Genomic DNA, 24,030 nt, shown 5'->3' with positions numbered 1-24,030 from the left:
GGGGGAAACCCGGACGCCTGCACCGTCAGAACTTCAGCTGGAAACCAGCGAAGAAACGCTGGCCGGGGTAGTAGAGATCGACCGGCATCGACTTGTTGATGTAGAGTTCGGAATATTCCTTGCCGATATTCTGCATCTCCATGAACAGCTGGTAATGCCACTGTGGGAAGCGGAACACGACCTTCGCGTCGAGATAGCCCTCGCCCTTGCGATAGAGCGGGTTGTTGCCGTTGGTGGCGCTGGCAACCGTGTCCAACCAGTCGGAGCGGTAATTGTAGCTCAGGCGCGCGTTCAACCAGCCCTTGTCGTAGAACATGCTGGCGTTCCACGTCCATTTCGACAGGCCGGGATATTCGGTCAGCGCGGCGTTGGTCGCGTTGTTGATCAGGTTGGTGCGGATCGCCCGGGCGAAGGTCACGTTGCCGCTGGCACCGAAGCCGTCGAACGGCTGCGGCAGGAAGGTGAAGGCGGTCTGCGCCGTAGCCTCGATGCCGTCCAGCAGCGCGCCCTGCCCATTGACCGGCTGACGCACGGTGTAGGTGATGCCGTCCCGGAACAGGTCGACGCCGCTGCGTGTGATATTCTCGATGACGAAGCTGCTGATGTCCTTCTTGTAATAGCCCAGGCTGACCATCGTGTCCTTGTTGGGATACCAGGCCAGGTTCGCTTCCCATTGGGACACGCGATAGGGCTTTAGGTCCGGGTTGCCCGCGCTGCACACGTCGTCGGCCGAAGAGACCGTCTGGTCGTCGAGGCAGTTGATGTTGGGCACCAGGCTGAGTGGCCGGGGGCGGGCGACGTTTTTGGCCCAGTTGCCGCGCAGGACCAGGTCGGGGGTAATCTCCAATAGCGCGTTGAAGGTCGGCAGAATGTCGACATAGTTGGTGCTGAGCGACAGTTCCTGTGCCGCCAGCACTACCGTTTCCGTGCCGCCCGTGGCGGTGCGACGGGTGACCCGACTGATATTGGTGCCGGTGCCGGTATCGCGGGTATAGACGTAACGGACGCCGGCATTGCCGCTCAACCGCATTCCCAGAACCTGCGTTTCCATATCCGCCTGCAGGTAGCCAGCGGCGACGGTTTCCTTGATCCGCGCGTTCGGAATTTGGGGCAGGCCATCGGCGGACAGGACCAAATCCTGATCGAAGCCGGACAAGTCGTAATATTGCGACAGCGCCTGCGAATTAAATTCGGGAATGGCGAGGCGCGACGGTATGCTGGACGGCGCACCCTGCAACCCGCTGAACAGCGGTGCACCGCCGGTCTGGGTGGAGTTGCCGTTGACCAGAGCGACATATTCGGCTGGCGTCAGGAAGAAGGTGTTGCCGTTGCGGCGCGTGGTCACGTTGTTCACGATGTTGGTCGTGAATGACACGTTTGCACTCGACTGGTATTTTGCCGGTGTCGATCCGACGGCCGGGGTGATCAGCCGCGAACCACCGCCCATGTAGTTCAGGAATTCCAGCCAGCGCAGTTGCGCGCCATATTGAAGCGTCTTCAGGAACGACAGCCCGGTGTCCCAGTCCGCGTCCAGCTTCAACTGGTTCTCGCTGTTTTCAAGCTGACCCGGGCGATATTGCAGGGTTGGACCGGATGGGATCAGCAACTGACCATTGGCCCCACGACGGGTGAAGTCTGTATAGATGCTGGGGTCAGCGGGATTGACCGAGGTCGGGAAATTGAAGACCGGAATGCCCTGGTCGTTGCGACGGTCGACGGTGACCCCCGAAACACCGGTGGCATAGGCAAGCAGGTTGGTTTCTTGGATCGTCTTGCCGGTGGCGCGCGACGCAAGGAACTTCAGGTTCAGCCGGTCGATGTCCCAGTTGAAACCGGTCGTATAATATTTCGACTTCTGATCGTAGCTGAAATTACGCCGTTGCACGCTCAGGATATTGCTCGCACCGTTGTACACCGGATTGGCGGCGGTCCCGATGTTGACCGAATTGTCGGCGGTGCGGAAGCTGGTGACGACATGGTCGGCACCTACCGTAGCGGTCCCCGCCGTGATCTGCGGACGCGAGGTGGCACCATTCAGGCCGGCAGCCAGCGGCGCGTCATAGTTGAACCGTTCGAACCGGCTGGTGTCGAGCGAGTAGTTCGCATCCTGCAGATTCTGGTCGCGATTGTTAATCTGTGCGCTGGCAAAGGCGCGGAAGTTACGCGCGAACTCATATTGTAGCTGGAAATCGGCCGAGATTCGCTTGTCGCGGCGGACCCAGTTGCGATAGCGCGGAACGGTCGGCACCCAGTCGAAGAACTGCGTTTCGCACGCCAAGCGACGCGCGGTCGCTGCCGCCGTCGTCGCGCCGCCGACACCGGCGCAGCTGGCATAGGTGTTGAAGTTCGCATAATTCGGGTCTGCGACCGTCTTCTGGTCCGACCGGTCGAAATCGGCGATACGCTGCCAGTTGGTGTTGCTGATATAGTCCTGACGCGTCGTCTTGTCGTCATAGGTGACGTTCGCCAGCACGCCGAGGCCGTCGAGCAGGAAATGCGGCGTGCCTAGCACCAGGGTCGCGCGCGGACGCCAGTCCTCCGTCGTGTCGAGGTGCTGTGCGGAAGCGACCAGTGTCGCCAGCGGCTTCGCCAGGTCGAGCGGACGGCGGGTCTCAATCGACACCGTACCGCCTAGGCCGCCTTCGGTCAGGTTCGCCGAATAGCCCTTATACACGTCGATCGACTTGACCAGTTCGGTCGCTAGTTCGCGAAAGTCGCCGGAGCGTTCGCCGGTGGCCGACATCTGGCTGACGCCGTTGATCTCGACGCGGTTGAGGTCGGGTTCGACGCCGCGGATCGACACCTTCACGCCCTCGCCGAAATCACGGCTCAGCTGGACGCCGGTGATGCGCGCCAGGCTGTCGCCGACATTCTTGTCGGGGAAGCTGGCAATGTCGTCGGCGACGATCGAATCGACCACCGTCTCCGCCTTGCGCTTGCGGGCGATCGCCGATTGCAGCGAGGCACGGGTACCGACGACCAGGATTTCGCCGACGCCGGCTTCATCGCCCTGTGCGGTCGAGGAGGTGGCGGGATCGCCCTGTGCCGGGGCGTTCGCGCTCTGCGCCAGTGCCGGCGTGCCGACGCTCAGGCCGGCGGCCAGCACGCCCCATGCCGACGTGCGCAACATGCGGCGCAGGACCCCCCGGTCTTCCGGTAGACGTGACCCGGTGATTGCGACGAAACCCGTCATGACATCCTCCCTCTCGCCCCGCGTGACCGATGCTTGTCGGCCGACTGCGGGGATCCTCCACTCGAATATGGGTGTAACTGACCACAATGTGGAATGCAATCATATAGATTGGAATTTAGTACGATGGGTTTATGCTTGGCCGAAGCGGTTTGGATCGCACAACGATAGCGTCCGGCCGAACGGACGAAGACGGGAGGAACGGACGAATGGCGGAATTCCAGGGGCTGAAGGCAGGCCTCGCAACCTGGGTCATGGCTGCCGCGATCGGTGCAGCGGCGGCCGCGCCGCTGCCGATTCGGCAGGTCGAACGGCTGGATCGCGGCGTGGTCGCGGTGCCGGCAAAGGGCGGCGGGGTGCTGGTCAGCTGGCGCTCGCTGGCCAGCGACGCAAGCGATGCGGCGTTCGAGGTCTATCGCGACGGCCATCGGATCACGCCGCGTCCGGTGACCGACTCCACCAATTTCCGCGACGCCGCCGGCACGCCGGCCAGCCGCTATGCCGTGCGCATGATCGCGTCCGGCACGGCCGGCGCACGGACCGCTGCGGTGCCGGTCTGGACCAAGGGCTATCTGTCGATACCGCTCGATCCGCCGCCGGGCGGCGTCACGCCGGCGGGGGAGCGGTACACCTATACCGCCAACGACGTGGGGCTGGGCGATCTCGACGGGGACGGGCGGCCCGACCTGGTGCTGAAATGGGACCCGACCAACGCCCATGACAACAGCCAGGGCGGCTATACCGGGCCGGTCTATCTCGACGGCTATACGCTGGCGGGCAAAAGGCTGTGGCGGATCGACCTCGGCCGCAACATCCGCGCCGGGGCGCATTATACCCAGTTCCTCGTGCAGGATTTCGACGGTGACGACCGCGCGGAGGTCGCGATGAAGACCGCCGACGGCACGGTCGATGGCACCGGCCGGGTGATTGGCGACGCAAGGGCCGACTGGCGCGCGCATGACGGCGAAGTGCCGCAGGCCGACAGGACCGGCGCGCACGTCACGCCGGACGGGCGGATGGTTGCGAAGCTTGCCGGACGCATCCTGACCGGGCCGGAATATCTGACGGTGTTCGAAGGGACCACCGGCCGCGCGCTGGCGACCGCGCCCTATGATCCGCCGCGCGGTCCTCGTGACGATCCGGGCTTTGCGTGGATGGCGCAGCATTGGGGCGACGGCTATGGCAACCGCGTCGACCGGTTCCTCGCCGGCGTCGCCTTTCTCGACGGGAGGCGTCCCAGCATGATCTTCGGGCGCGGCTATTACGGCCGCACCGCGATCGCCGCCTGGGATTATCGGAACGGGAAGCTCACCAAGCGCTGGCTGTTCGACACCGATCAACCGGGCAACGCGGACTATGCCGGGCGCGGCAACCACCAGCTCAGTATCGCCGACGTCAACGGCGATGGGCGGGACGAGGTTATCTACGGCTCGATGGCGGTCGACGCCGATGGCAGGGGGCTGTGGACACAACCGCTCTATCATGGCGACACGATGCATGTCGGCGACCTCGACCCGACCCGGCCGGGGCTGGAGAAGTTCGGGGTATTCGAGGAGGTCCGCCGCAACGGCGGCATCGGGTCCGCGCTGCTGGATGCGCGCACCGGCGAAGTCCTGTGGACCAAGCCCGCGACGACGGACACCGGGCGGGGTTTGTCCGCCGACATCGACCCGCGCCATGTCGGCGAGGAAATGTGGGGGGCGAACCAGCCCGATCTTTACGACGTCCACGGCCAAGCGATCGGACCGCATCCCCGCCAGACCAACTTCGCCATCTGGTGGGACGGCGATCTGCTTCGCGAACTGCTCGACGGCACGACCATCTCCAAATGGAACTGGAAGACCGGCAAGACCGAGCCGCTGCTGGTGGCGGAAGAGACCGCGTCGAACAACGGCACCAAGGCCAATCCGGCGCTTCAGGCCGACCTGATCGGCGACTGGCGCGAGGAGGTGGTGTGGCGGAGCGCCGACAATCGCGAGTTGCGTATCTATACCACGCCATGGCCGACTACGCACCGGATCACCACGCTGTTGCAGGACCCGGTCTATCGCGCGGGGATCGCGTGGCAGAACACGGCCTATAACCAGCCGCCGCATACCGGCTTCTACCTCGGCATGACCAAGGCGTCCGACAAGGCAGAGTAACGGCGAAGGCGCAGCCCGGTCACAGGACCGGGTTGCGTCCCCAAAGCTGGTCGTAGCGCCAGCCGGACAGGTCCTCGACCACCTTCTTCGCCTGCGGGTTGGCAGGTTCGCGTTCACCCGCGCGCAGCCGTTCGATCTCGTCCATCAGCACCGCATGGTTGGCGGGATCGAGCCGGAAGCGCAGCGACACCCAGAAGCCGAAGGCGAGCAGCAGCAGCGTGCCGCCGATCATCACCGCGACGATGGCGTGGATCGTCCCCGGCGATTGGCTGGCGGCACCGGTGACGAAGCCCGATGCCTGCAATATCTGCCCCACCGCGATCAACGCGGCGGCCTGCGACATTTTCCGCACGAAGGTCATGACCCCGGCAAAGGCCCCTTCGCGGCGGCGGCCGGTGACGATCTCGTCGACGTCCGCCATATAGTTGTAGGTCGCCCAAGGAATATAGTTGAGCGCCCCGCGCCCTAGCCCGGCGAACGCCACCGGCAGCACGAAGATCCAGCCGCTCGCCCCCTGTCCGGTCCACCACAGCCCCAGGAACAGCAGCACGCCCAGCGCGAAGCTGCCGACCGCGATGCGATAGGCTCGTGCGGGAGAGGCGCGCAGTGCGAAGTTGATCGCCAGCAGCACCGCGACCGTCTGCACCGCATAGGTCAGCCCGGCGAGGTTCGACACGGCCAGCGTCGTGCCGCCCAGCGCGAAGACGACGAAATAGGCAAAGGCCGCATTGAAGATGTCCTGGCTGATATAACCGCCCAGATACATGCCCAGATGCAGGCGGAACGCGCGGATGCGCAGCGTCGAGAACAGGTTGCGATACAGGTCGCGGATCGCGGCCAGCGGCGTCATGCGCTCCTTCGCCAGCGCCACCGTCTCGGCAGACCGCGGGCGTTCCCAACTGAACAGGTACAGCATCGTCGCCGACGCCATGAACAGGATCGAGAACAGGATGCCCATGTAGAGATAGGTGTCGGGCGAATCCTTCCCCAGATGCTCGATCAGGCGTCCGGGCAGGATCGCGGCGAGGATTGCGGAAATCTGGCCACACATGATCCGCCAGCCCGCGAACTTGGCCTTGCTGCGATAGTCGCTCGCCATTTCGGCGGCGAGCGTTTCGTAGGGGATGATCTCCAGCGCATAGACCAGCTCGAACAGGACATAGGTGACGAGGTAGAACCAGAAGCTCTGCCCCGACACCCACATGATCGCGAAGGACGGCAGCAGCGGGATCGCGGCGAGAATGAACGCCCGCCGCCGCCCGAACTTGCGCCCCGCCCAGGTGTTGCCGAACCGGTCGGAGATATAGCCGATGGTCGGGCTGGCCACTGCGTCGAGCACACGGGCGATGCCGAAGATCAGAGTCGCCTGCGCCGCCGACAGGCCGCAAAAGGTGGTGTAGAAGAACAGCACCCAGGTGCTGATGACCGCCATCGACCCGGCGCCGAGGATGTCGTTCGATCCATAGGCGGCGAAATTATACCAGCGGACCGGCCGGGCGGGGGCGATGGCGGCGGTGGACATCAGATGTAGGTCCGCAGGAATTCGCCGAGCGCGCAGATCGCCAGGCTCTGGCCATAGGGCATCGAGGTGAGGGCGATGTCCTTGTAGAACTGCATCGTGTCGCCCATCGCGGTGCCGAAGCTGACCTGCTTCAGCTCGCCATGCTCGTCGATATTGGCGAGGACGGCGCGGATCGCCTTGATGCCGACCGCCTCATACTGGCGCGGCAGGTATCCCTTCCGCACCGCCTTCAGGATGCCATAGGCGAAGCCTGCGGTGGCCGACGCTTCGAGGTAGCTGGTCGGATCGACGATCAGCGTATGCCACAACCCACTTTCGTCCTGATGCTCGGCCAGCGTCTTCACCTGCGCCGCCAGCGTGTCGATCAGGAAGGTGCGGAACGCATCGCCCGGCGGCAAGTCGAGCATCTCGATGATCTCGGGGATCGCGATCGTGACCCAGCAATTACCGCGCGCCCACAAGGCGCTTGCGAAATTGTGCCGCCCGTCGAAGGTCCAGCCGTGATACCAAAGGCCGGTCTGACGATCGAACAGATATTTGATGTGGATCAGGAACTGGCGCTTGGCCTCTTCGATATAATGCGGGCGGTCGAGAATCTGGCCGATGCGCGCGAGGGGCAGCACGCTCATCATCAGCGTGTCGTCCCACATCTCCTGCGGGTTCTCGTCGTTGAAGACGATATGCTGGAACCCGCCTTCCTCGGTCTTCGGCAGGCCGTCATCGGCCATCAGCCATTCGGCCCAGATGTCGAGATAGGGCAGGTAGGTCTGGTCACCGGTCTGCTCGTACAGGTTGGCGAGCGTCAGGAAGGGCGACATGGTGTTGATGTTCTTGGTCGGCGTGCCCGCGGCGAAGCGGTCCTCGAACCATTGCAGCATCACGTCCCACGCGGCCTCGTCGCCGGTCTGCTCCCAATAGCGGTACAGGCCGAACAGGCCGATGCCGTGGGTCCATTCCCAGTCGTTCCACCCCTTGGTGTCGATGACGCGGCCGTCCTCCAGGCGCAGCAGGAACTCGCCGGTCTCGTCCTTGATGTTGACGAGATTGTCGATCAGCTTGGCGATCTGCGCCGTCACCTCGGCGCGGGGGATATCGTGATTGAGGGCTGCCACGGGAAAGTCTCTCCGAAGGATCAATGGGTTGGATAGAGGTCGCGATAGGCGGGTGCGGCCACGTCGGTGACGCCCACGCCGCCGCGCGCGTGATGCAGGGTGACGAGCCGGACCGGATCGATGGCGTTGCCGGGCGCGCCGTCGCTGGTCACCGCCAGCGCCAGCGTGTTGCGGCCGCGATGGCGCAATATTCCTTCCGGGATTGGAAACACGCGCTGCGGCCCGACATTCGCGACGAACTGGCCCATGTTCCAGCCGTTGACGAAGATCAGCACGCGGTAACGGCCGGGCGAGCGCGGCGTCGTCGCATCGCCGATCTGGACGCCGATGGTCGCGTCCTCTCCCTTGGGCACGGACAGGTCGAAGGCGGTGCGATACCAGCTGGTGCCGGTGTAGGCCTTTGCATCCGCCAGTTTTAGCGACGGCCATGCGCCGTCGGCAAAGCCCGGCAAGGTCCAGCCCATGCGTTCGCCATACAGGCCGCCATTGTTGCTCGGGCCGCGCGCAACATCCTTCAGATCCTCGCCACCCGCGCGACCCTGAATCTTCCAGCGGATCGGCACGGCGAAGCTCTCGCCGCCAGCCTGCGCCAGCGAGACGGAGATCAGCCCGCGCGGTTCCTTGTGCGCGTCGTCGACGTCGAGGTCCCAGTTGTGGCCGTTCACCCGCACCATCGCCGCCAGCACATGCTCGCCGGGGGCCTGCGCCTCGGGCGGCAGGGCGAACTCCGCGACGCCGGTGGTGATCGGCCGTGGCAGGCCGCCCGCCAGTTCGTGCTGGCCGACCAGCTTCCCGTCTAGGAACAGCTGAAGCATCCCCGCACCGCCCGCGCCGTAATGGATGGTCGCGGTCTTTGCCTGCGTCGAGCCGGTGAAGCGCCCGCGATACCAGACGTCGCCGTCGTGGAAGCCGTAGGACTCCGCGCCGAGATTGGGCTGGCCGGTCGGCGGACGGATGGTCGCGACGTTGCGCGCCGCTCCCGCCATGGTCCAGCCGGCATCGTCGAAGTCTGGCCGGGCTTCGGGGGAACCCTCGGCATAGCGCCAGGTCGCCGCCATCAGGTCGGGCAAGGCCAGCGTCTGCGGCGCGGGCAGGGGGCGTCGGGCGATCAGGCTCCCGCTCGCCGTGCGGGCGACGGGTATCGACTGTCCGTTCCAGCGAACCGAGCGAACCGGCCCCCAGACCTCCAGCGGTGCTGCCGTCTCGGTATCGCCGGTCAGGTCGAGCGTGCCGCCGCGCACCGTCGCGTGACGTACCAGCGCGGGGCCACGCTCCAGCAGGCCGTCTTGCCGGAAGAAGCTCTGCCCCGCCGCCACGTCGCCGATCAGCAGCAGCAAGGGCGCGCGACCGCCGCCCTCGATCCGCACGCGGGCCAGGCCGTTGTGCGTGTAGGTCAGGCGCAGGTCGCCCTTCGCGGCGTCGAAGGCGCTTGCGACCTCGCCTTCAACCACCGTGACCTTGGGCGCGGAGGTATAGCGCAGCACCGTCTCGCCCGGTTCGCCCGCCCGGCCGTAGAAGAGCGCGACATCCTCTGCACCATGGCGGATCGTTGTCTGGAGTTCGGACGTCGAATAGACCAGTCGCTGGCGTTCGAGGTTTACCCCCGCAACCAGCAGCTTGGCGTCACGCCCGTGCAGTTCGCTGGCAAAGCTGTAGCGCCCGTCGGGCAGCTCCGCAGTGATCGTGAAGCGCGCGTCGCCGGTCGCGTTGGACGGCTTGGGCGCGACGAACAGCAGGCGCGCGTCGGTATCGGGATTGCGGTCATGATAGACCTGCACCGCATCGCTGCCGGTGATCGCGACCGGTGGCGCCTTTTCCAGTCGGGCGAGATCGGGCACTGCCTGTAAGAACTGGCCGATCTGCTTCAGTTCCAACGCCTTGGGCCGAAGATTGCGCGCCTCATCGATCGCCGACCCGTAATCGTAGGAGGTGTATACCACCGGCGCGGGCAGCCAGCCCCAGCTGGTGCCGCCATAGCCCATATAGATGCTCTGGATCGCGATGCCGTTGGCGATGTTCGTGCCGTAGAACACACGCTGATATCCGCTGCCGCGCTGGATGGCGTTGCACGGATACATGCCGTTCGACCCCCAATAATCGAACCAGCCGCCGCCGAATTCCGCGATGAAGCCAGGCGTCTTGGGCGAGGCGCTGGCCCCGCCCTTGGCACCACCGGGGCCGTAGAGGCCCCAGTCGGGGGCGGCGGACCCTTTGGTCGGCTTGTTGTCGACGCCGCACACGCCGCCGGGATAGCCGTCGAACGCGTACAGCTCCTGCGGTCCCTCGACCGTCAGCGGCACGCCCGAACCCTTGGGCACCCAATAGCCGTTGCGGCCCTGATCGTTGTGGAAGATGGGCACGGTGATGCCGTCGGCGCGCGCCTTGTCGTACAGATGCTGCATGTAGCGGCCCTGCGCGGGCGTGGTCAGCGCCAGTTCGTTCTCGATCTGGTGCAGGATGACGCTGCCGCCGCGTCCCAACTGGTGCTTGGCGATGATCGGGTTGATCCGGTCCAGCCACTCGTCGGCCGCCGCCAGATATTCGGGATCGTCGGTCCGCGCCTTGCCCGGCTGGTTGACCAGCCAGCCCGGAAAGCCGCCGCGCGACAGCTCGGCATTCACATAGGGGCCGGCGCGGGTGATGACATAGAGCCCCTCCTCCTGCGCCATGGTCAGCAGCCGGTCGATGTCGCGGATGCCGCTGAAATCGTACACGCCCTGTTTCGGGCTGTGGAAGCCCCAGTCGATATAGATGGCGACGGTGTTGAACCCGCTCGCCTTCATCTTCTGCAATATGTCGCGCCACAGGTCGGGCGAGGGCAGGCGGAACGGGTGGAATTCGCTCGACCAGATCAGCGTCGGCTTGCCGTCGATCAGCAACGACTGGCGATCGAACGTGACACGCTGAGGAGGCGGCGCAACCTGCGCCGTGCCCGCGAGCAACAGGGCGGCGAGAACGCTCATGGCAGGTAGAACATCGGGGTCAGTGGTGCCTCGACCGGGCGATTGTCCGCGCGGACCTCCATCAGGTCGGCCATGTAATCCCACCAGCGTTGCATGACCGGCTCGCCGGGCAGCGTGTCGCGCGTGTCGTCGGGATGGAGCCGGAGGACGGCGAACAGTGCGTTGGTTTCCTCGTCGAGGAAGATCGAATAATCGTGGATGCCCGCCGCCCGTAGGGCCTCGGCCAGGTCCGGCCAGATCGCGTCGTGGCGACGACGATATTCCTCCGCCATGCCGGGCTTCAGCATCATACGGAATGCGATCGGCTGGCTCATGCTTCGTCTCCGGGGATGTTCAGGCCGTGGCGGTGCGCGAAGGTCGCGAAGCGGGAGAGCCACGAATGGGGCTTGCCGTCCGCACCGATCAGCCGCGCGCCATGGCCGCCCTCCTCGACGATATGCAGTTCGGCCGGGCGGGGCAGGGCGTGGACCGCCTGGAACATGGCGATGCTGTTGGCGACCGGTACGACCTTGTCGTCGGCGGCATGGCCGAGGAAGGTCGGCGGCATGTCGGCGGGCAGGTTCAGTTCCGCCGAATAGCGGCTTGCCAGCGCCGGATCGCCCTTGCCGCCGAGCAGCTCCCGTTTAGACTGGGCATGGCCGAAGTCCTGCGTCAGGGTGATGACCGGGAAGAACAGGCCGACCGCCCTGATCGAGGTCGGCTGGCGATCGGCGGCGTCGATCGGGGCATAGGTTGCGCGGTTGCCATTCGCAGCAAGGCGCGCGGCCAGATGCCCCCCCGCCGAAAAGCCCATCGCCGCTATGTTGGTCGGATCGATGCCCCATTCACCGGCTCGCGCCCGGATCACGCGCAGCGCCCGCTGCGCATCCTGCAACGGCGCGTCCGGCCCCGCCGCCCAGCCGTCATGCGGCAGGCGATAGAGCAGGTCGAACGCGGTCACGCCCAGGCCGGCGAGCCAGCGTGCCACGGCGGAAGGCTCGCGACCGACCGCGACCCGTGCATAGCCGCCGCCGGGGATCAACAGCACCGCCGCGCCGGTCGGTTTCGCCGCCGGGCAGACGGTCAGCATCGGCGTCGCGACATGCGGCCATGCGATATTGTCGGCGGGACCTTCGGGCGCGCGCAGGACGAACTGGTCGGCGACCGGCGTGGTCGGCTTCCCCGGCGGGGTCGCGGGCCAGATCGGAAAGCGGTTCGCCGTGGGCGCCGCGATCGCTACGCGCGGAGCCGCGGCGAGCGACAATCCGGCGGCGATCAAGGTGCGTCTGTCGAGCGTCATGGTCAGTTCCCCGCCGGTCGTTCGTTGCTGTGGAAGGCGCTGGCCGCCAGTCGGAAGCTTTCCGGCGCAGGCGGCTGGCCCGGGTCGAAGGGGGGCAGGTCGCTCCGCACGAAGCGGGTGAGCGGCACCACCGCCCGCATCCGTTCGGCAACGTCGCGGGCCAGTACCCATGCGCCGTAATTATCGTGATGCGTCGCGTCGCGCCCGCCATCGTTGAAGGCGAGCGGCGCTCGATCCTTTCCGAGGGATTCGTAGAAGCGGATGGAATCCGAGTTCAGATCTATCACCGGCACCTTCTCTTCGGCCCCGACCGCACGGACGGCGGCGGCATAGTCGCCCAGCGTGGGCCGGATATGCCCGGCTTCGGTCCATTGCCGTCGCTCGGGCGAGGTCACCAGGATCGGCGTCACGCCGCGTCGGCGCAGTTCGGCGATATAGGTGTGCAGATAGCTACGATAGGTCGTTGCCGCCTCGGCATAGGTCTGCGGCCACTGTGCCTTCTGGTCGTTATGGCCGAACTGGATCATCGCGAGATCGCCGGGCTTCGCGCTCGCCAGCACCTTGTCCAGCCGCAGCTCGGTCAAGAAGGATTTCAGCGTCTCGCCCGACTCCGCATGGTTGGCGACCGCGACAGTCGGGGACAGGAAGGCCGGCAGCATCTGACCCCAGCTGGCCGCCGGTTCGGCGGGCTGGTCCGTTACGGTGGAATCGCCCAGCAGGAAGAGTGTCGGCACCTCGACCGGGACGATCGACACGGTACGCATCCCCGGCGCGGCTCCCAATATCTCCAGCGTCAGCCGGTCGTCCCACGTGAACGAACCGATTTCGCGCGGCTTCAATCGAACCGCCGTGCCGCCCGGCGCATTGGCCGGCGGCGTGGCTAGGGTCGCATCGCGTACGTTCACGACGAAACGGCGCGTCACGATTTCGCCCGGCCGGGTCCGTACCGCATCCAGCATCAGGCGGCGGCTCTCCGCCTTGATCGTCGTCTCGGTCGCACGCCTAGCGTCGCCCAGCGTCACCGTGACCGCATAATTGCCCGGCGGCACCGCAACCGAGAACAGCTGCGGATCACCCTCGAACCCATGATCTCCGTCGAAGCGGTGACCGGCTTGCGCGATCAGGTCGAAATCGCGCGCAGGGGACTGGGCCGATGTGACGCTTGCCACGGTCAACGCCGCCAGCGTGATCAGGCGACGCATGACGGCCCACCCGCCGGCGTCGCACGACGCAGGGCGGGACGGTCCTTCAGCACATGGCGCGCGATCGGCAGCCGCGTCTTTGCGAGGCCGCCGGCGACCAGATCGGCGATGCGCCGCGCGCCCAGTTCGCTGAAATGCGTGTCGTCATCGACCGCCTCGGTATAGCCGGGCAGCCCTTCGCCCTTCGCATAGTGGAGATAGTAGACACGCGACGCGTCCGCGCCGACGCCATCGATCCAGCGTTCCGACAGCTTGGCTAGGTCGATCAGCGGCACATGCTCGCGCTTCGCCACCCGCCGCGCGGCATCCGAATAGGTCGGGAAGCTCGGCTCGACATGCCCGTCCTTGAACGCACGACGCGTCACCGGGGTCAGCAATACCGGCTTCGCCTTCGCCGCGCGGGCGACGGCGATATAGCGCGACAGGTTCGTTTCGTAATCGGGGACGGGGGTGTAGCGTTCGGGCTTGGCCTGATTGGCGTCGTTATGGCCGAACTGAATCAGCAGCGTATCGCCCGGCCGCAAATCCCTGGCGATCGCGTCCAGCCGCCCCTCCGCCATGAAGCTCTTGGTACTGCGCCCGCCGATCGCGCGGTTGACGACCGTCACTTCCGGCCCGACGGCGCAGCGCAGCATCGAACCCCAGCCCGACAGCGGATATCGGTCCGCCTTGTAATCCTGCGCAGTCGAATCGCTGGCGATGAAGATGCGCGCCGGCGGCAGGGGGCGGGGCGCGCCCGCCAGCAGCAGCGGCAGGCAGGCGACCAACCATCCGACCGCCGCCCGTTGACGCTTCGCCATGCACCCGCTCCCAAACCATGCCTTGCGGACCTATTGCCGGCCCGCTTTCCCGGACTATGCGCGTGAATCCCACATAGTGCAAGGTAAGTTTGGCATCTGGGAAAAGATCAGCGGCGTTCCTTCTCGCGCCAGCCAAGGTCGCGGCTGATGGCGTGGGCGGTGCCCAGCACATCGTCGGTCAGCGACGTCATCCGGTCGTCCGACATATATTGCGCTGCGCTCGACACGCTGATCGCGGCAACGATCCGGCCGCTGGCATCGCGGATCGGCGCGGCGACGCAGCGGATCTGGTCCTCGTTCTCTTCAAGGTCATAGGCACAGCCGAGGCCGACATAGCTTTGCATCCGCTCCAGCCAGACGCCGTAATCGGGCGCCTTCGGATCGCCGCCGCGTTCCTCCTCGAACCGCTGGCTCCACGTCTTGGCCGTGTCGTCGAGCATCAGCGCCTTGCCGAGGCCGGTCGAGGTCATCGGCTGGCGGTCGCCGACCCGGCTGGAGATGTCGACCCGGCGGCGACCGGGAATCTTGTCGAGGTACAGCGCCTTGTCGCCGTCGCGCACGCCCAGATGGACGGTATCCTCCGACGCGGCGGCCAGCGCCTCGATATGGTCGCGGCCGATCTGGACCACGTCCGCCTGCTGCTGCGCGAGGAACCCCAGTTCCAGCAGCTTCGGCCCCAGGCGATAGCCCTGGCGCGGCGTGAAGATCAGGAAGCGCCGGTCGATCAACGCGCTCGCCAGCCGGTGCGTCGTGCTGCGCGTCAGGCCGAGCCGCTCGGCCAGTTCGGCCAGTGCGATCGGGCGGTCGGCAACCTCGTCGATCAGGTCCAGCCCGCGCAGCAGCGTCTGGCTGCCGGTCGGGCCCTTGGTCTCGCTGGAATCGGCTTTGTCGGTTTTGGCGGGTGCGGGCATCGCAATGTCTCTCCTGTCGCACCGCAGCCTCTGCCGGTACGTACCATATTGTGGAAGTATCTGCCCGCGCGCCGGCCTGCTGTCGAGTGGAAAGCGCCGGGTCCTAACGTGATGGCAACCATGACGGTGCGCGGCGGACGGTGACGTCGGTTACCCGGTCCATGTGCACAGGCACCCGCGCGTCCGCGCCGTCATGCGACAGCGTCAGCCCATCGACCTGCAGGCCCCGGACGTGCCGTGCCGACAGGCCCCATGCGGGCAGGGTGCCGAACATGCTGGGTTCGGGATAGGCCTGCGGCAGTTCGGGCGGAACGCGCGCGGCGTCCTGCGCCGTGCCGCCGCCACGATAATGGAGGGCGATCCGCGTAACCGCCACGTCTTCGATCGGTCGGTCGGCCAGTCCCGCGAGGATCATCGGATAGCGATGGTCGATGCCGGTGGCGGTGATATCGGCAAGGGTAATGCCGCGCATCGTCCCGGCCACGGTGCCAGCCGGTCCCCGCCCACGTTGGCCCAGCCGCAGAAAGATCGGGGCGCTCGTCACGTCCTGCATCGTCAGCCGTCGCGCCGTCACATTCTCCACCCTGCCACCATCGACCGTCTCCAGCGCCAGCCCTCGGCTGCGTTCGAACCGGCAATCCTCGATCAGGATATCGCGAAAGCCGCCATTGCTCTCCGTGCCGATCTTGATCCGGCCGGTCGGGCCGTCCCGGTCGGGGGCAAGGCGCTGGGTCGTGCCGAAGCTACCGTCCAGCATCGTGCCCAAGTCATAGCCCGACACGGTGCAGTCGCGGATGACGATATCCTCGACATCGATCGGATGGCCCATGGCCAGGCTGCTCTTGATGACGATGGCGTCATCATTGGGCGTGTTGACCCGGCAGCGCGTCACGGTCGCATGACGCACGCCGTCCAGGTCGATGCCATCGCGTTCGCTGTCGATGGTCAGCCGGTCCAGCGCGACGCGGGTACAGCCGGTTAGCAGCATCGCGATATGGCCGCCGCGATCAATCGTCAGCCCCTCAATCGTGACGCCGTGGCAGTCGCGCAGGCCGACCGCCTTGTTGCCGTGGCCGCGCATCGCCTCGAATTCGGGTTCCAGCGCGGCGATCGCGGCGGCGCTCATGCCCTGCATCGACAACGGCCGTTCGCCGAGCTGGGCTCGCCAGCGCGATCCGGGGCCGTTGCGGGTCAGCCCTGTTCCCTCGATCCGGCCGGGGCCGCCGATGGCGATGTCGCGAAGGCCGTCACCCCAGATCAGGCTGTTATGCCAATGGCTGTGCCCGAAATCCTGATAGAGCTGCTCCCCGCGCGGTTCGGGGTCGTCATAGCGACCGCCATGGCGGGCCGGATCGGCGGCCTCGATCACCGCACCCTCGGCCAACCACAACGCCACGCCACTCGCTAGTCGGATCGAGAAGCAGAGATAACGCCCGGCGGGCAGCGCCACCGTCCCGCCGCCGGTGCTCGCAACATGGGCAATGGCGCGGTTGATCGCATGGTGGTCGAGCGTTTGTCCGTCGCCGCGCGCCCCGGCTTGCACCACGTCCACCGATTGCCGGGCATGGACCGGCGCGGCAAAACGCATGGTCAGGGCCGGGCCTTCGCGATCTCGACGGCATAGACCTGTTGCCCGCCCTGCATGTTGGCACGAAAGACCAGCCATTTGCCGTCCGGCGTGAAGTTCGCGTTGGGTTCCAGCCGGTAATCCTGGCGCTGCATATTGACGAGCTTTTCCGCCTCGAACACACCGGGCTGGATGAGCGTATCGGCATCGGGCGCACGAATGCCCGCGACATCGGGAATGGCGCGCGGGCGGAACAGATAGAGCCATTTGCCGTCGGGCGCATGGGCGACCATCTCGCGGTCGCCGCCATCGCCCGAGAACAGCTTGCCGTCGGGCGAGCTGTGGAAATGCACCGACCATTCATTGCGGTTGAGGTGGTATTGCGTGCGCTTGCCGGTCGCGACGTCATAGCCCGCGACCCAGAAATCCTCGCCGCGCGGGGTCTGCAGATCGTACCAGATGGTCCGCCCGTCATGGGAAAACCATTCATGCCCGGCAATCTCCATGTTCATGGTGCGGGTGTGGATCTTGCGCGGGGTATCGTTCGGCCGGTCGACCCGCATCAGCCAGAGCCGGTCGACCTTGTGCCATGGCCCCTCGTGACAGAACATCAACAGGCCCGGATCGGTCGGCGAAAATTGCAGATGGTTCAGCCAGTCGGTCGCGCGGTGGACGATGCGCTTCTGCCCGGTGCGCGTATCGATGACGAACATCGCCATCGGCACCCGTGCCTCCAGCCGCTCGTTCATCCGCACTTCCTTCGCCTCGGCATAGCTTAGCGGCTTGCCGTCCGGCCCGGTCGCCCGGTAATCGGCTTGGTCGTAGCGGGCGTCCTTCTTGGCGAAGAGCGCGAGGGTTTCGGACGAAGCGTTCGGGTCGGTTTCGACACCGCCCAAGAGCGTCTCGTCGGCATTGATCGTCTGGATGTCGCCATGGTCGATGGCGGCGACCTTGCGGACCTTGCCGCTGTCGATATCGGCCGCCCAGATGGTCTTCGCTCCCTGACCGTCGGCGGCTTGCGTCTGGTAATAGGCGGTCCGCGTCTTGTGGCCGGCGAAGAGCAGGCGGAACGGCCCCGCGATCGGCACGATTGTCTTCAGCGCACGGGTCTTGAGGTCGACCGTGGCGATGCCCTTCGGCGTGGAGATGAGCAGCTTGTCGCCCTGCGGCGTATAGCCGTTATAGTTGAAATAGAGGCTGGCGCTGCCCGGCTCGTCCGACAGGCGGACGATGCGGTGGCCGGTATCCGGATCGATCCACTCGCGCGGCGGCACCGGGGCCGCCGCACTGGCAAGCGACGGAACGGCCAGCGCCAGCAGCAGGACAGCGCGCCACATCATTGCAGGTTCACGAACGCGCCGCCATCGACCAGCAGCGCCGCGCCGGTGACATAGCGTGCCATGTCGGAGGCGAGGAACACGGCGGGCCCCGCCATATCCTCCGGCACGCCCAGCCGCCCCAGCGGCACACGGCCCTCCATATATTTGCGCTTGCCCTCGTCGGCGAGGTCGTCCTTGTTGATCTCGGTCAGGATGGTGCCGGGCAGCAGCGAGTTGCAGCGTATATTGTGACGCCCCAGCGCGATGGCAGCCGACTGCATCAGCGAATGCAGCCCCGCCTTAGTCGGGGTATAATGCGTCTGATACTCGCCGCCGACCAGCGCGGAGATGGAGGAGACGGCGATGATCGACCCGCCATGGCCCTGCTCGACCATCTGCCGTGCCGCCGCCTGGCACATATAATAGCCGCCATGCAAATTGACCCGCATCGTCCGCTCGAACGTCTCGACGGGCATGTCGAGGAAGCTGTGGAACGGGCAGATGCCCGCATTCGATACCATCACATCGACCTTGCCGAAGGACTCGACCGCGCGGGCGATGAAGTCGGTGGCGGTGGCCGGGTCGGCGACATCGCCCTGGATGGCGACCGCGCGGCGACCATGCGCCTCGATCCCCGCCACGCACTGGGCGGCGCCATCCGAATCGCGGGCATAGTTGATCGCGACATCCGCGCCATGCTCCGCCGCCCCGATGGCGATCGCGCGACCGATGCCCGTCGAAGCGCCGGTGACGACGACGGTTTTTCCTTCCAGCAGCTTCACGGCCTTGCTCCTCATCCTGTCCGTGTCCGCTCCTTCGGTCATCGGTTCTCGCAAAACAACCGATTGACCTTCGGAGTCTCAACAAATAACATACTATTCCATAAAGTGAGAAAGTAAACCGGGCAGAGGGGCTTGCCGTGGCATTGTCGAAGATCAAGCATGTCCGCGCCTTCGTCGCGCGGGGGGCAGGAGCCGATTATCACGATCAGGGCGCGGGCCACTGGATCGACGATCACATCGCCACGCCGATGGCGCGCTATCCCGAATATCGCCAGTCACGGCAGAGCTTCGGCATCAACGTGCTGGGCACATTGGTCGTCGAGATCGAGGCGGAAGACGGCACGATCGGCTTCGCGGTGACGACCGGAGGCGAACCCGCCGCCTATATCGTCGAGAAGCATCTCGCCCGCTTCCTCGAAGGCCGCAGCCCGCACGAGGTCGAGAAGATCTGGGACCAGATGTATTTCTCGACCCAATATTATGGCCGCAAGGGGCTGGTGGTGAACGCCATTTCCGGCGTCGACCTGGCGCTGTGGGACCTGCTCGGCAAGCTGCGCGGCGAACCGGTCTATCACATGCTGGGCGGCGCGGTTCGCGACGAACTGCAATTCTATGCGACCGGCGCACGGCCTGATGTGGCCAAGGAACTGGGGTTCATCGGCGGCAAGCTGCCGCTCCATCACGGTCCGGCCGAAGGGCTGGAGGGGATGGAGAGGAATATCGCGCTGCTCGCCGACATGCGGTCCAAGTGCGGCGACGATTTCTGGCTGATGTACGACTGCTGGATGTCGCTCGACCTCGACTATGCCACCCGCCTTGCGCATCGCGCATGGGACGAATGCGGGCTGAAGTGGATCGAGGAGGCGCTGTCGCCCGACGACTATTGGGCCTATGCCGAACTGCGCAGGAAGGCACCGCCGGGCCTGCTCGTCACCACGGGCGAGCATGAGGCGACCCGCTGGGGCTTCCGGATGCTGATCGACATGGGCTGCTGCGACATCATCCAGCCCGATGTCGGCTGGTGCGGCGGCGTGACCGAACTCATCAAGATCGCCAATTACGCCGACAGTCGCGGCGTGATGATGATCCCGCACGGATCGTCGGTCTACAGCTATCACTTCGTCATCACCCGGCACAATTCGCCCTTCGCCGAATTCCTGATGATGCACCCCGGACCGACCGAGGTGGTGCCGATGTTCGCGCCGCAATTGCTGGGCGAGCCGGTGCCGCAGAACGGCCGCATCCGCGCCAGCGCGCTCGACAAGCCCGGCTTCGGTGTCGAGCTGAACGCCGACGTGCCGCTGCATCGCCCCTATACGCACTAAGGATTATTCCCGATGAAGCTCTGTCGTTACGGCGCGCGCGGCGCCGAGAAGCCCGGTATCATCGATGCCGATGGCGCGATCCGCGACCTGTCCGGCGTCGTCGCTGACCTGACGATCGACAATCTGCCCCAGGCTCTGGCGGTCGACGCCGCGGCCTTGCCGCTGGTCGAAGGCACGCCGCGCTATGGCGTGCCGATCGCCGGGATCGGCAAGATCGTCGCCATCGGGCTCAACTATCGCGATCATGCGATTGAATCGAACCTGCCCATTCCGACAGAACCGATGATGTTCATGAAGGCGCTGTCGAGCCTGTCCGGGCCGAACGACGACGTCATGCTGCCCAAGGGGGCGACGCATGGCGACTGGGAGGTCGAACTGGGCGTGGTGATCGGCAAGACCTGCCGCTATGTCGACCGGGCCGATGCGCTGGACCATGTCGCGGGCTATGTGCTGGTCAACGACGTGTCCGAACGCTTCAACCAGAAGCAGCGCGGTACGCAGTGGTCGAAGGGCAAGGGGCACGACACCTTCTGTCCGACCGGCCCATGGCTCGTGACACCCGACGAAGTGGGCGATCCGCAGGACCTCGCCATGTCGCTCGACGTCAACGGGCAGCGGATGCAGACCGGCAATACGCGGACGATGATCTTCCCGGTCGACGAACTGATCGCCTATGTCAGCGAATATATCACGCTGGAGCCGGGCGACCTGCTCATCACCGGCACGCCGCCGGGCGTCGGGGAGGGCAAGAAGCCCGACGCGATCTATCTGAAGGCGGGCGACACCATGACGCTGGCGATCGAAAAGCTCGGTACCCAGCAACAGTCGGTCGTAGCATGGCGTCACCCCCGCACCGGAGCGCCCGCATGAGCATCTATGCGGGGCGGTTTGCCGGGCGCGCCGCGATCGTGACCGGCGGCGCGTCGGGGCTGGGCTGCGAAGTCGCACAGCGGATCGTGGCCGAAGGCGGCACCGTCGCGCTGTGGGACGTCGATGGCGACAAGCTGGCGACGACGGCGAGCCAGGTCGGCGCCAGCCATTGGGAAGCGTTCGACATCGCCGATCAGGCGGCGGTCGAGCGCGCCACCGCCGCCAGCCTCGCGGCGCTGGGCAAGGTCGATATCCTGATCTGTTCGGCGGGCATCACCGGCGCGACGGCGAGCGTGCAGGACTATCCGCTCGACAGCTGGCAGCGGGTCGTCGAGATCAACCTGAACGGCGTCTTCTACTGCTGCCGCTCGGTTGTCCCGCATTTGTTGGCGAACGGCTATGGCAGGATCGTCAACGTCGCCTCGGTCGCGGGTAAGGAGGGCAATCCCAACGCCTCGGCCTATTCGGCGACCAAGGCGGGGGTGATCGGCTTCACCAAAAGCCTCGGCAAGGAACTGGCGGGCAAGGGCGTCATCGCCAATGCGATCACGCCGGCGACCTTCGAAAGCCCGATCCTCGCGCAACTGCCGCAGAGCCAGGTCGATTACATGCGCAGCAAGATTCCGATGGGACGGCTCGGCGAAGTCCATGAGACGGCGGCGATGGTGTGCTTCATGGCGTCGGAGGAGTGCAGCTTCACCACCGCCTCCACCTTCGATACGTCCGGGGGACGGACGACGTTCTGATGGTTCCGTTCGTCGACGCGCATATCCATCTGTGGGACCTGGGGCGGCTGCGCTATCCGTGGCTGACCCCGCCGCACACCGATGACGGACCGAACGGTTCGGTCGAGGCGATTGCGCACACCTATCTTCCCGCCGACTATCGGGCGGAGATGGCGCGCTGGAATGTCGTCGGTGCGGTACATATCGATGCCGGTGCCCATCCCGGCGATGCGCTGGCGGAAACCGAATGGCTGGAGGGGCTGGCCGAGGCGGATGGGCTGCCTAGTGCTATCGTGGCCTTCGCCGCGCTCGACGATCCCGATCTTGATACGACGCTGGCCGCCCATGCCCGGCACCCGCGCGTCCGGGGCATCCGCCATATCGTCAACTGGCACCCCGATCCGCAGCGCAGCTATACCCCGCGCGACGTGACGCAGGACGAAGCGTGGCGGCGGGGGTGCGGCCTGCTGGCCAAGCACGACCTGTCGTTCGACCTGCAATGCTATCCGGCGCAGATGCCGGCGCTGGCCGAATTGTTCGCGCGGCACCCCGACATTCCGGTGATCATCAACCATGCCGGCATGGCGGTGCCGGGCGATCCCGACGGCATGGCCGAATGGCGGCGCGGGCTGGCGGCGCTTGCCGCGCTCCCGCAGGTGTCGGTCAAGCTCTCGGGCTTCGGCTTCGCCCGGCGCGACTGGACGCCGGATTTCGTGCGCGACACGGTGCGCACCGTCATCGACCTGTTCGGCACAAGGCGCGCGATGTTCGCCAGCGACCTGCCGACCGACCGCCTGTTCGGCCATATCGACGCGCAGATGACGGCCTGTCACGCCGCCGTCGCCGATCTTGGCGAAAAGGATCGCCTGGCGCTCTTCGCCGCCAACGCCAATCGCATCTACCGGCTGGGCCTTGTCCTGCCGTCCATCGAGGAACCATGACCATGTACGACCGGACCTATTACGCGACGCATCCGGACATGATGGAATGCGTGTCGAACGAGGAGCTGCGCGACCGGTATCTGATCGAGGGGCTGTTCCGCGAGGGCGAGTGCGTGCTGAACTACACCCATGCCGACCGGTTCGTGATCGGCGGGGTGGCGGTGGGTGAGGCGCCGGTGAAGCTGCCCGCGCAGACCGAACCGAAGTCGGCGGAGGGCCATCCGTTCCTCGAACGTCGCGAGATGGCGGTGGTCAATGTCGGCTCGGCCGAGGGCACGGTGACCGTCGATGGCGAGACGTTCACGCTTGGCAACAAGGACTGTGTCTACGTCACCATGGGTGCGGCGGACGTGGCGTTCGCCGGCAAGGGCGCACGCTTCTACATCGCGTCCTGCCCGGCGCATAAGGGCTTCCAGACCCGCAAGCTCGGCATCGCCGACGCCAACGCGCTGGAGCGTGGCAGCCTGGAGGAATCGAACGAGCGGACCATCTACCAGCTGGTCATCCCCGGCGTGTGCGACAGCGCGCAGCTGGTGATGGGGCTGACGGTGCTAAAGCCCGGCAGCGTGTGGAACACCATGCCGCCGCACATCCACGAACGCCGCAGCGAAATCTATTTCTACTTCGAACTGCCGACCGACAACGACAAGGTGTTCCACTACATGGGCGAGGGCGAAGCGATGCGCCACATCGTCATCGGCAACGAGGAAGCGGTGATCTCGCCGCCCTGGTCGGTGCATATGGGATCGGGCACGCGCGCCTATGCCTTTATCTGGGCGATGGCGGGCGAGAACCAGGACTATACCGACATGCAGGTCCTCGACATCTGCCAGCTGGCGTAAGCGCGATGGCCAGCCCCTTCGATCTATCCGGCCGGGTGGCGGCCGTTACCGGGGCCAATACCGGCATCGGGCAGGCAATCGCGGTCGCGCTGGCGGCGGCCGGGGCGGATGTCGCGCTGGTCGGGCGGACGCCGGCGACCGACACGGCGCAGCAGGTCCGCGCGCTCGGCCGGCGGGCGGCGATCGTGTCCGCCGACCTGTCGACCATCGAGCCGGTGGAACGGGTGGTGGCCGAGACGCTGGAGGCGCTCGGCCGGCTCGACATTCTGGTCAACAATGCCGGCATCATCCGCCGCGCCGATGCGGTCGACTTTACCGAGGAGGACTGGGACGCGGTGGTCGACACCAACCTCAAATCGGTGTTCTTCCTGTCGCAGGCCGCCGGCCGCCACATGATCGCGCAAGGGCAGGGCCGGATCATCAACATCGCCTCGATGCTGACCTTTCAGGGCGGGGTGCGCGTGCCGAGCTATACCGCGTCCAAGTCGGGGATCGGCGGGCTGACCAAGCTGCTGGCGAACGAATGGGCGAAGCAT

19 protein-coding genes are annotated in these 24,030 nt (G+C 66.0%); 7 read left to right on the top strand and 12 right to left on the bottom strand.

What is annotated here, in order from left to right:
• Window positions 1-25: 25 nt before the first annotated feature.
• Window positions 26-3,193: a TonB-dependent receptor gene (locus tag MF609_RS13790; RefSeq protein WP_242416876.1), complete on the bottom strand. Its 3,168-nt coding sequence runs from the start codon at window positions 3,191-3,193 to the stop codon at window positions 26-28.
• Between the two features lie 206 nt (window positions 3,194-3,399).
• On the opposite strand from MF609_RS13790, the gene MF609_RS13785 reads away from it, so the two are divergent.
• Window positions 3,400-5,334, top strand: a complete 1,935-nt coding sequence (locus tag MF609_RS13785; protein WP_277991248.1) for a rhamnogalacturonan lyase — start codon at window positions 3,400-3,402, stop codon at window positions 5,332-5,334.
• A gap of 19 nt (window positions 5,335-5,353) precedes the next feature.
• Here MF609_RS13785 and MF609_RS13780 read toward each other — a convergent pair whose 3' ends face one another.
• From MF609_RS13780 to MF609_RS13730, 11 genes are all read right to left on the bottom strand, one after another.
• Window positions 5,354-6,856 carry an MFS transporter gene (locus tag MF609_RS13780; protein WP_242416875.1) on the bottom strand — a complete coding sequence of 501 codons (1,503 nt, stop codon included), beginning with the start codon at window positions 6,854-6,856 and terminating at the stop codon, window positions 5,354-5,356.
• On the bottom strand, window positions 6,856-7,968 hold the full coding sequence (bglB, locus tag MF609_RS13775; protein ID WP_242416874.1) for a beta-galactosidase BglB: 1,113 nt from the start codon (window positions 7,966-7,968) through the stop codon (window positions 6,856-6,858). Before bglB ends, MF609_RS13780 begins: the two co-directional genes overlap by 1 nt.
• A gap of 20 nt (window positions 7,969-7,988) precedes the next feature.
• Entirely contained in the window at window positions 7,989-10,931 is a 2,943-nt protein-coding gene (locus MF609_RS13770; protein ID WP_242416873.1) for a beta-galactosidase, read from the bottom strand.
• Entirely contained in the window at window positions 10,928-11,245 is a 318-nt protein-coding gene (rhaM, locus tag MF609_RS13765) for an L-rhamnose mutarotase (protein WP_242416872.1), read from the bottom strand. The genes MF609_RS13770 and rhaM overlap by 4 nt, the downstream gene beginning before the upstream one ends.
• A complete protein-coding gene (locus tag MF609_RS13760) occupies window positions 11,242-12,210 on the bottom strand; it encodes an alpha/beta hydrolase (protein ID WP_242416871.1) in 969 nt (322 codons plus the stop codon). Before MF609_RS13760 ends, rhaM begins: the two co-directional genes overlap by 4 nt.
• Before the next feature lie 2 nt (window positions 12,211-12,212).
• On the bottom strand, window positions 12,213-13,412 hold the full coding sequence (locus MF609_RS13755) for a rhamnogalacturonan acetylesterase (RefSeq protein WP_242416870.1): 1,200 nt from the start codon (window positions 13,410-13,412) through the stop codon (window positions 12,213-12,215).
• Window positions 13,400-14,212 carry a rhamnogalacturonan acetylesterase gene (locus MF609_RS13750; RefSeq protein ID WP_242416869.1) on the bottom strand — a complete coding sequence of 271 codons (813 nt, stop codon included), beginning with the start codon at window positions 14,210-14,212 and terminating at the stop codon, window positions 13,400-13,402. Before MF609_RS13750 ends, MF609_RS13755 begins: the two co-directional genes overlap by 13 nt.
• Before the next feature lie 107 nt (window positions 14,213-14,319).
• A complete protein-coding gene (locus tag MF609_RS13745; protein WP_242416868.1) occupies window positions 14,320-15,123 on the bottom strand; it encodes an IclR family transcriptional regulator in 804 nt (267 codons plus the stop codon).
• Between the two features lie 103 nt (window positions 15,124-15,226).
• Window positions 15,227-16,711 carry a rhamnogalacturonidase gene (locus tag MF609_RS13740; protein ID WP_242416867.1) on the bottom strand — a complete coding sequence of 495 codons (1,485 nt, stop codon included), beginning with the start codon at window positions 16,709-16,711 and terminating at the stop codon, window positions 15,227-15,229.
• A gap of 2 nt (window positions 16,712-16,713) precedes the next feature.
• A complete protein-coding gene (locus MF609_RS13735) occupies window positions 16,714-18,030 on the bottom strand; it encodes an oligogalacturonate lyase family protein (RefSeq protein ID WP_419723107.1) in 1,317 nt (438 codons plus the stop codon).
• Window positions 18,027-18,791 carry an L-rhamnose 1-dehydrogenase Lra1 gene (locus MF609_RS13730; protein ID WP_336944754.1) on the bottom strand — a complete coding sequence of 255 codons (765 nt, stop codon included), beginning with the start codon at window positions 18,789-18,791 and terminating at the stop codon, window positions 18,027-18,029. Before MF609_RS13730 ends, MF609_RS13735 begins: the two co-directional genes overlap by 4 nt.
• Window positions 18,792-18,928: 137 nt before the next feature.
• Between MF609_RS13730 and rhmD the strand changes: the two genes are divergently transcribed.
• The 6 genes from rhmD to MF609_RS13700 form a co-directional block, all read left to right on the top strand.
• Entirely contained in the window at window positions 18,929-20,116 is a 1,188-nt protein-coding gene (gene rhmD / locus MF609_RS13725; RefSeq protein WP_242416865.1) for an L-rhamnonate dehydratase, read from the top strand.
• A 12-nt stretch (window positions 20,117-20,128) separates the two neighbouring features.
• A complete protein-coding gene (locus MF609_RS13720) occupies window positions 20,129-20,986 on the top strand; it encodes a 2,4-didehydro-3-deoxy-L-rhamnonate hydrolase (protein WP_242416864.1) in 858 nt (285 codons plus the stop codon).
• Entirely contained in the window at window positions 20,983-21,732 is a 750-nt protein-coding gene (locus MF609_RS13715; protein ID WP_242416863.1) for an SDR family NAD(P)-dependent oxidoreductase, read from the top strand. The genes MF609_RS13720 and MF609_RS13715 overlap by 4 nt, the downstream gene beginning before the upstream one ends.
• Window positions 21,732-22,652, top strand: coding sequence for an amidohydrolase family protein (locus MF609_RS13710; protein WP_242416862.1), 921 nt, complete (start codon window positions 21,732-21,734; stop codon window positions 22,650-22,652). The genes MF609_RS13715 and MF609_RS13710 overlap by 1 nt, the downstream gene beginning before the upstream one ends.
• A 2-nt stretch (window positions 22,653-22,654) precedes the next feature.
• Window positions 22,655-23,494, top strand: a complete 840-nt coding sequence (gene kduI / locus MF609_RS13705; RefSeq protein WP_242416861.1) for a 5-dehydro-4-deoxy-D-glucuronate isomerase — start codon at window positions 22,655-22,657, stop codon at window positions 23,492-23,494.
• Between the two features lie 5 nt (window positions 23,495-23,499).
• Window positions 23,500-24,030 (top strand): SDR family NAD(P)-dependent oxidoreductase (locus tag MF609_RS13700; protein ID WP_242416860.1); only part of this gene is annotated, 531 nt, incomplete at its 3' end.

The sequence above is a fragment of the Sphingomonas panni genome (assembly GCF_022664435.1).
Taxonomy (GTDB): domain Bacteria; phylum Pseudomonadota; class Alphaproteobacteria; order Sphingomonadales; family Sphingomonadaceae; genus Sphingomonas; species Sphingomonas panni.
Note: the sequence above shows the minus strand (reverse complement) of the source record. Positions and strands in the feature narration are given on the sequence as shown.

What these genes read in the sequence shown, in the direction of transcription:
- MF609_RS13790 (WP_242416876.1), bottom strand. Translation starts at nt 3,193, where the DNA reads ATGACGGGTTTCGTCGCAATCACCGGGTCACGTCTACCGGAAGACCGG.
- MF609_RS13785 (WP_277991248.1), top strand. Translation starts at nt 3,400, where the DNA reads ATGGCGGAATTCCAGGGGCTGAAGGCAGGCCTCGCAACCTGGGTCATG.
- MF609_RS13780 (WP_242416875.1), bottom strand. Translation starts at nt 6,856, where the DNA reads ATGTCCACCGCCGCCATCGCCCCCGCCCGGCCGGTCCGCTGGTATAAT.
- MF609_RS13770 (WP_242416873.1), bottom strand. Translation starts at nt 10,931, where the DNA reads ATGAGCGTTCTCGCCGCCCTGTTGCTCGCGGGCACGGCGCAGGTTGCG.
- rhaM (WP_242416872.1), bottom strand. Translation starts at nt 11,245, where the DNA reads ATGAGCCAGCCGATCGCATTCCGTATGATGCTGAAGCCCGGCATGGCG.
- MF609_RS13760 (WP_242416871.1), bottom strand. Translation starts at nt 12,210, where the DNA reads ATGACGCTCGACAGACGCACCTTGATCGCCGCCGGATTGTCGCTCGCC.
- MF609_RS13755 (WP_242416870.1), bottom strand. Translation starts at nt 13,412, where the DNA reads ATGCGTCGCCTGATCACGCTGGCGGCGTTGACCGTGGCAAGCGTCACA.
- MF609_RS13750 (WP_242416869.1), bottom strand. Translation starts at nt 14,212, where the DNA reads ATGGCGAAGCGTCAACGGGCGGCGGTCGGATGGTTGGTCGCCTGCCTG.
- MF609_RS13745 (WP_242416868.1), bottom strand. Translation starts at nt 15,123, where the DNA reads ATGCCCGCACCCGCCAAAACCGACAAAGCCGATTCCAGCGAGACCAAG.
- MF609_RS13740 (WP_242416867.1), bottom strand. Translation starts at nt 16,711, where the DNA reads ATGCGTTTTGCCGCGCCGGTCCATGCCCGGCAATCGGTGGACGTGGTG.
- MF609_RS13735 (WP_419723107.1), bottom strand. Translation starts at nt 18,030, where the DNA reads ATGATGTGGCGCGCTGTCCTGCTGCTGGCGCTGGCCGTTCCGTCGCTT.
- MF609_RS13720 (WP_242416864.1), top strand. Translation starts at nt 20,129, where the DNA reads ATGAAGCTCTGTCGTTACGGCGCGCGCGGCGCCGAGAAGCCCGGTATC.
- MF609_RS13715 (WP_242416863.1), top strand. Translation starts at nt 20,983, where the DNA reads ATGAGCATCTATGCGGGGCGGTTTGCCGGGCGCGCCGCGATCGTGACC.
- MF609_RS13710 (WP_242416862.1), top strand. Translation starts at nt 21,732, where the DNA reads ATGGTTCCGTTCGTCGACGCGCATATCCATCTGTGGGACCTGGGGCGG.
- kduI (WP_242416861.1), top strand. Translation starts at nt 22,655, where the DNA reads ATGTACGACCGGACCTATTACGCGACGCATCCGGACATGATGGAATGC.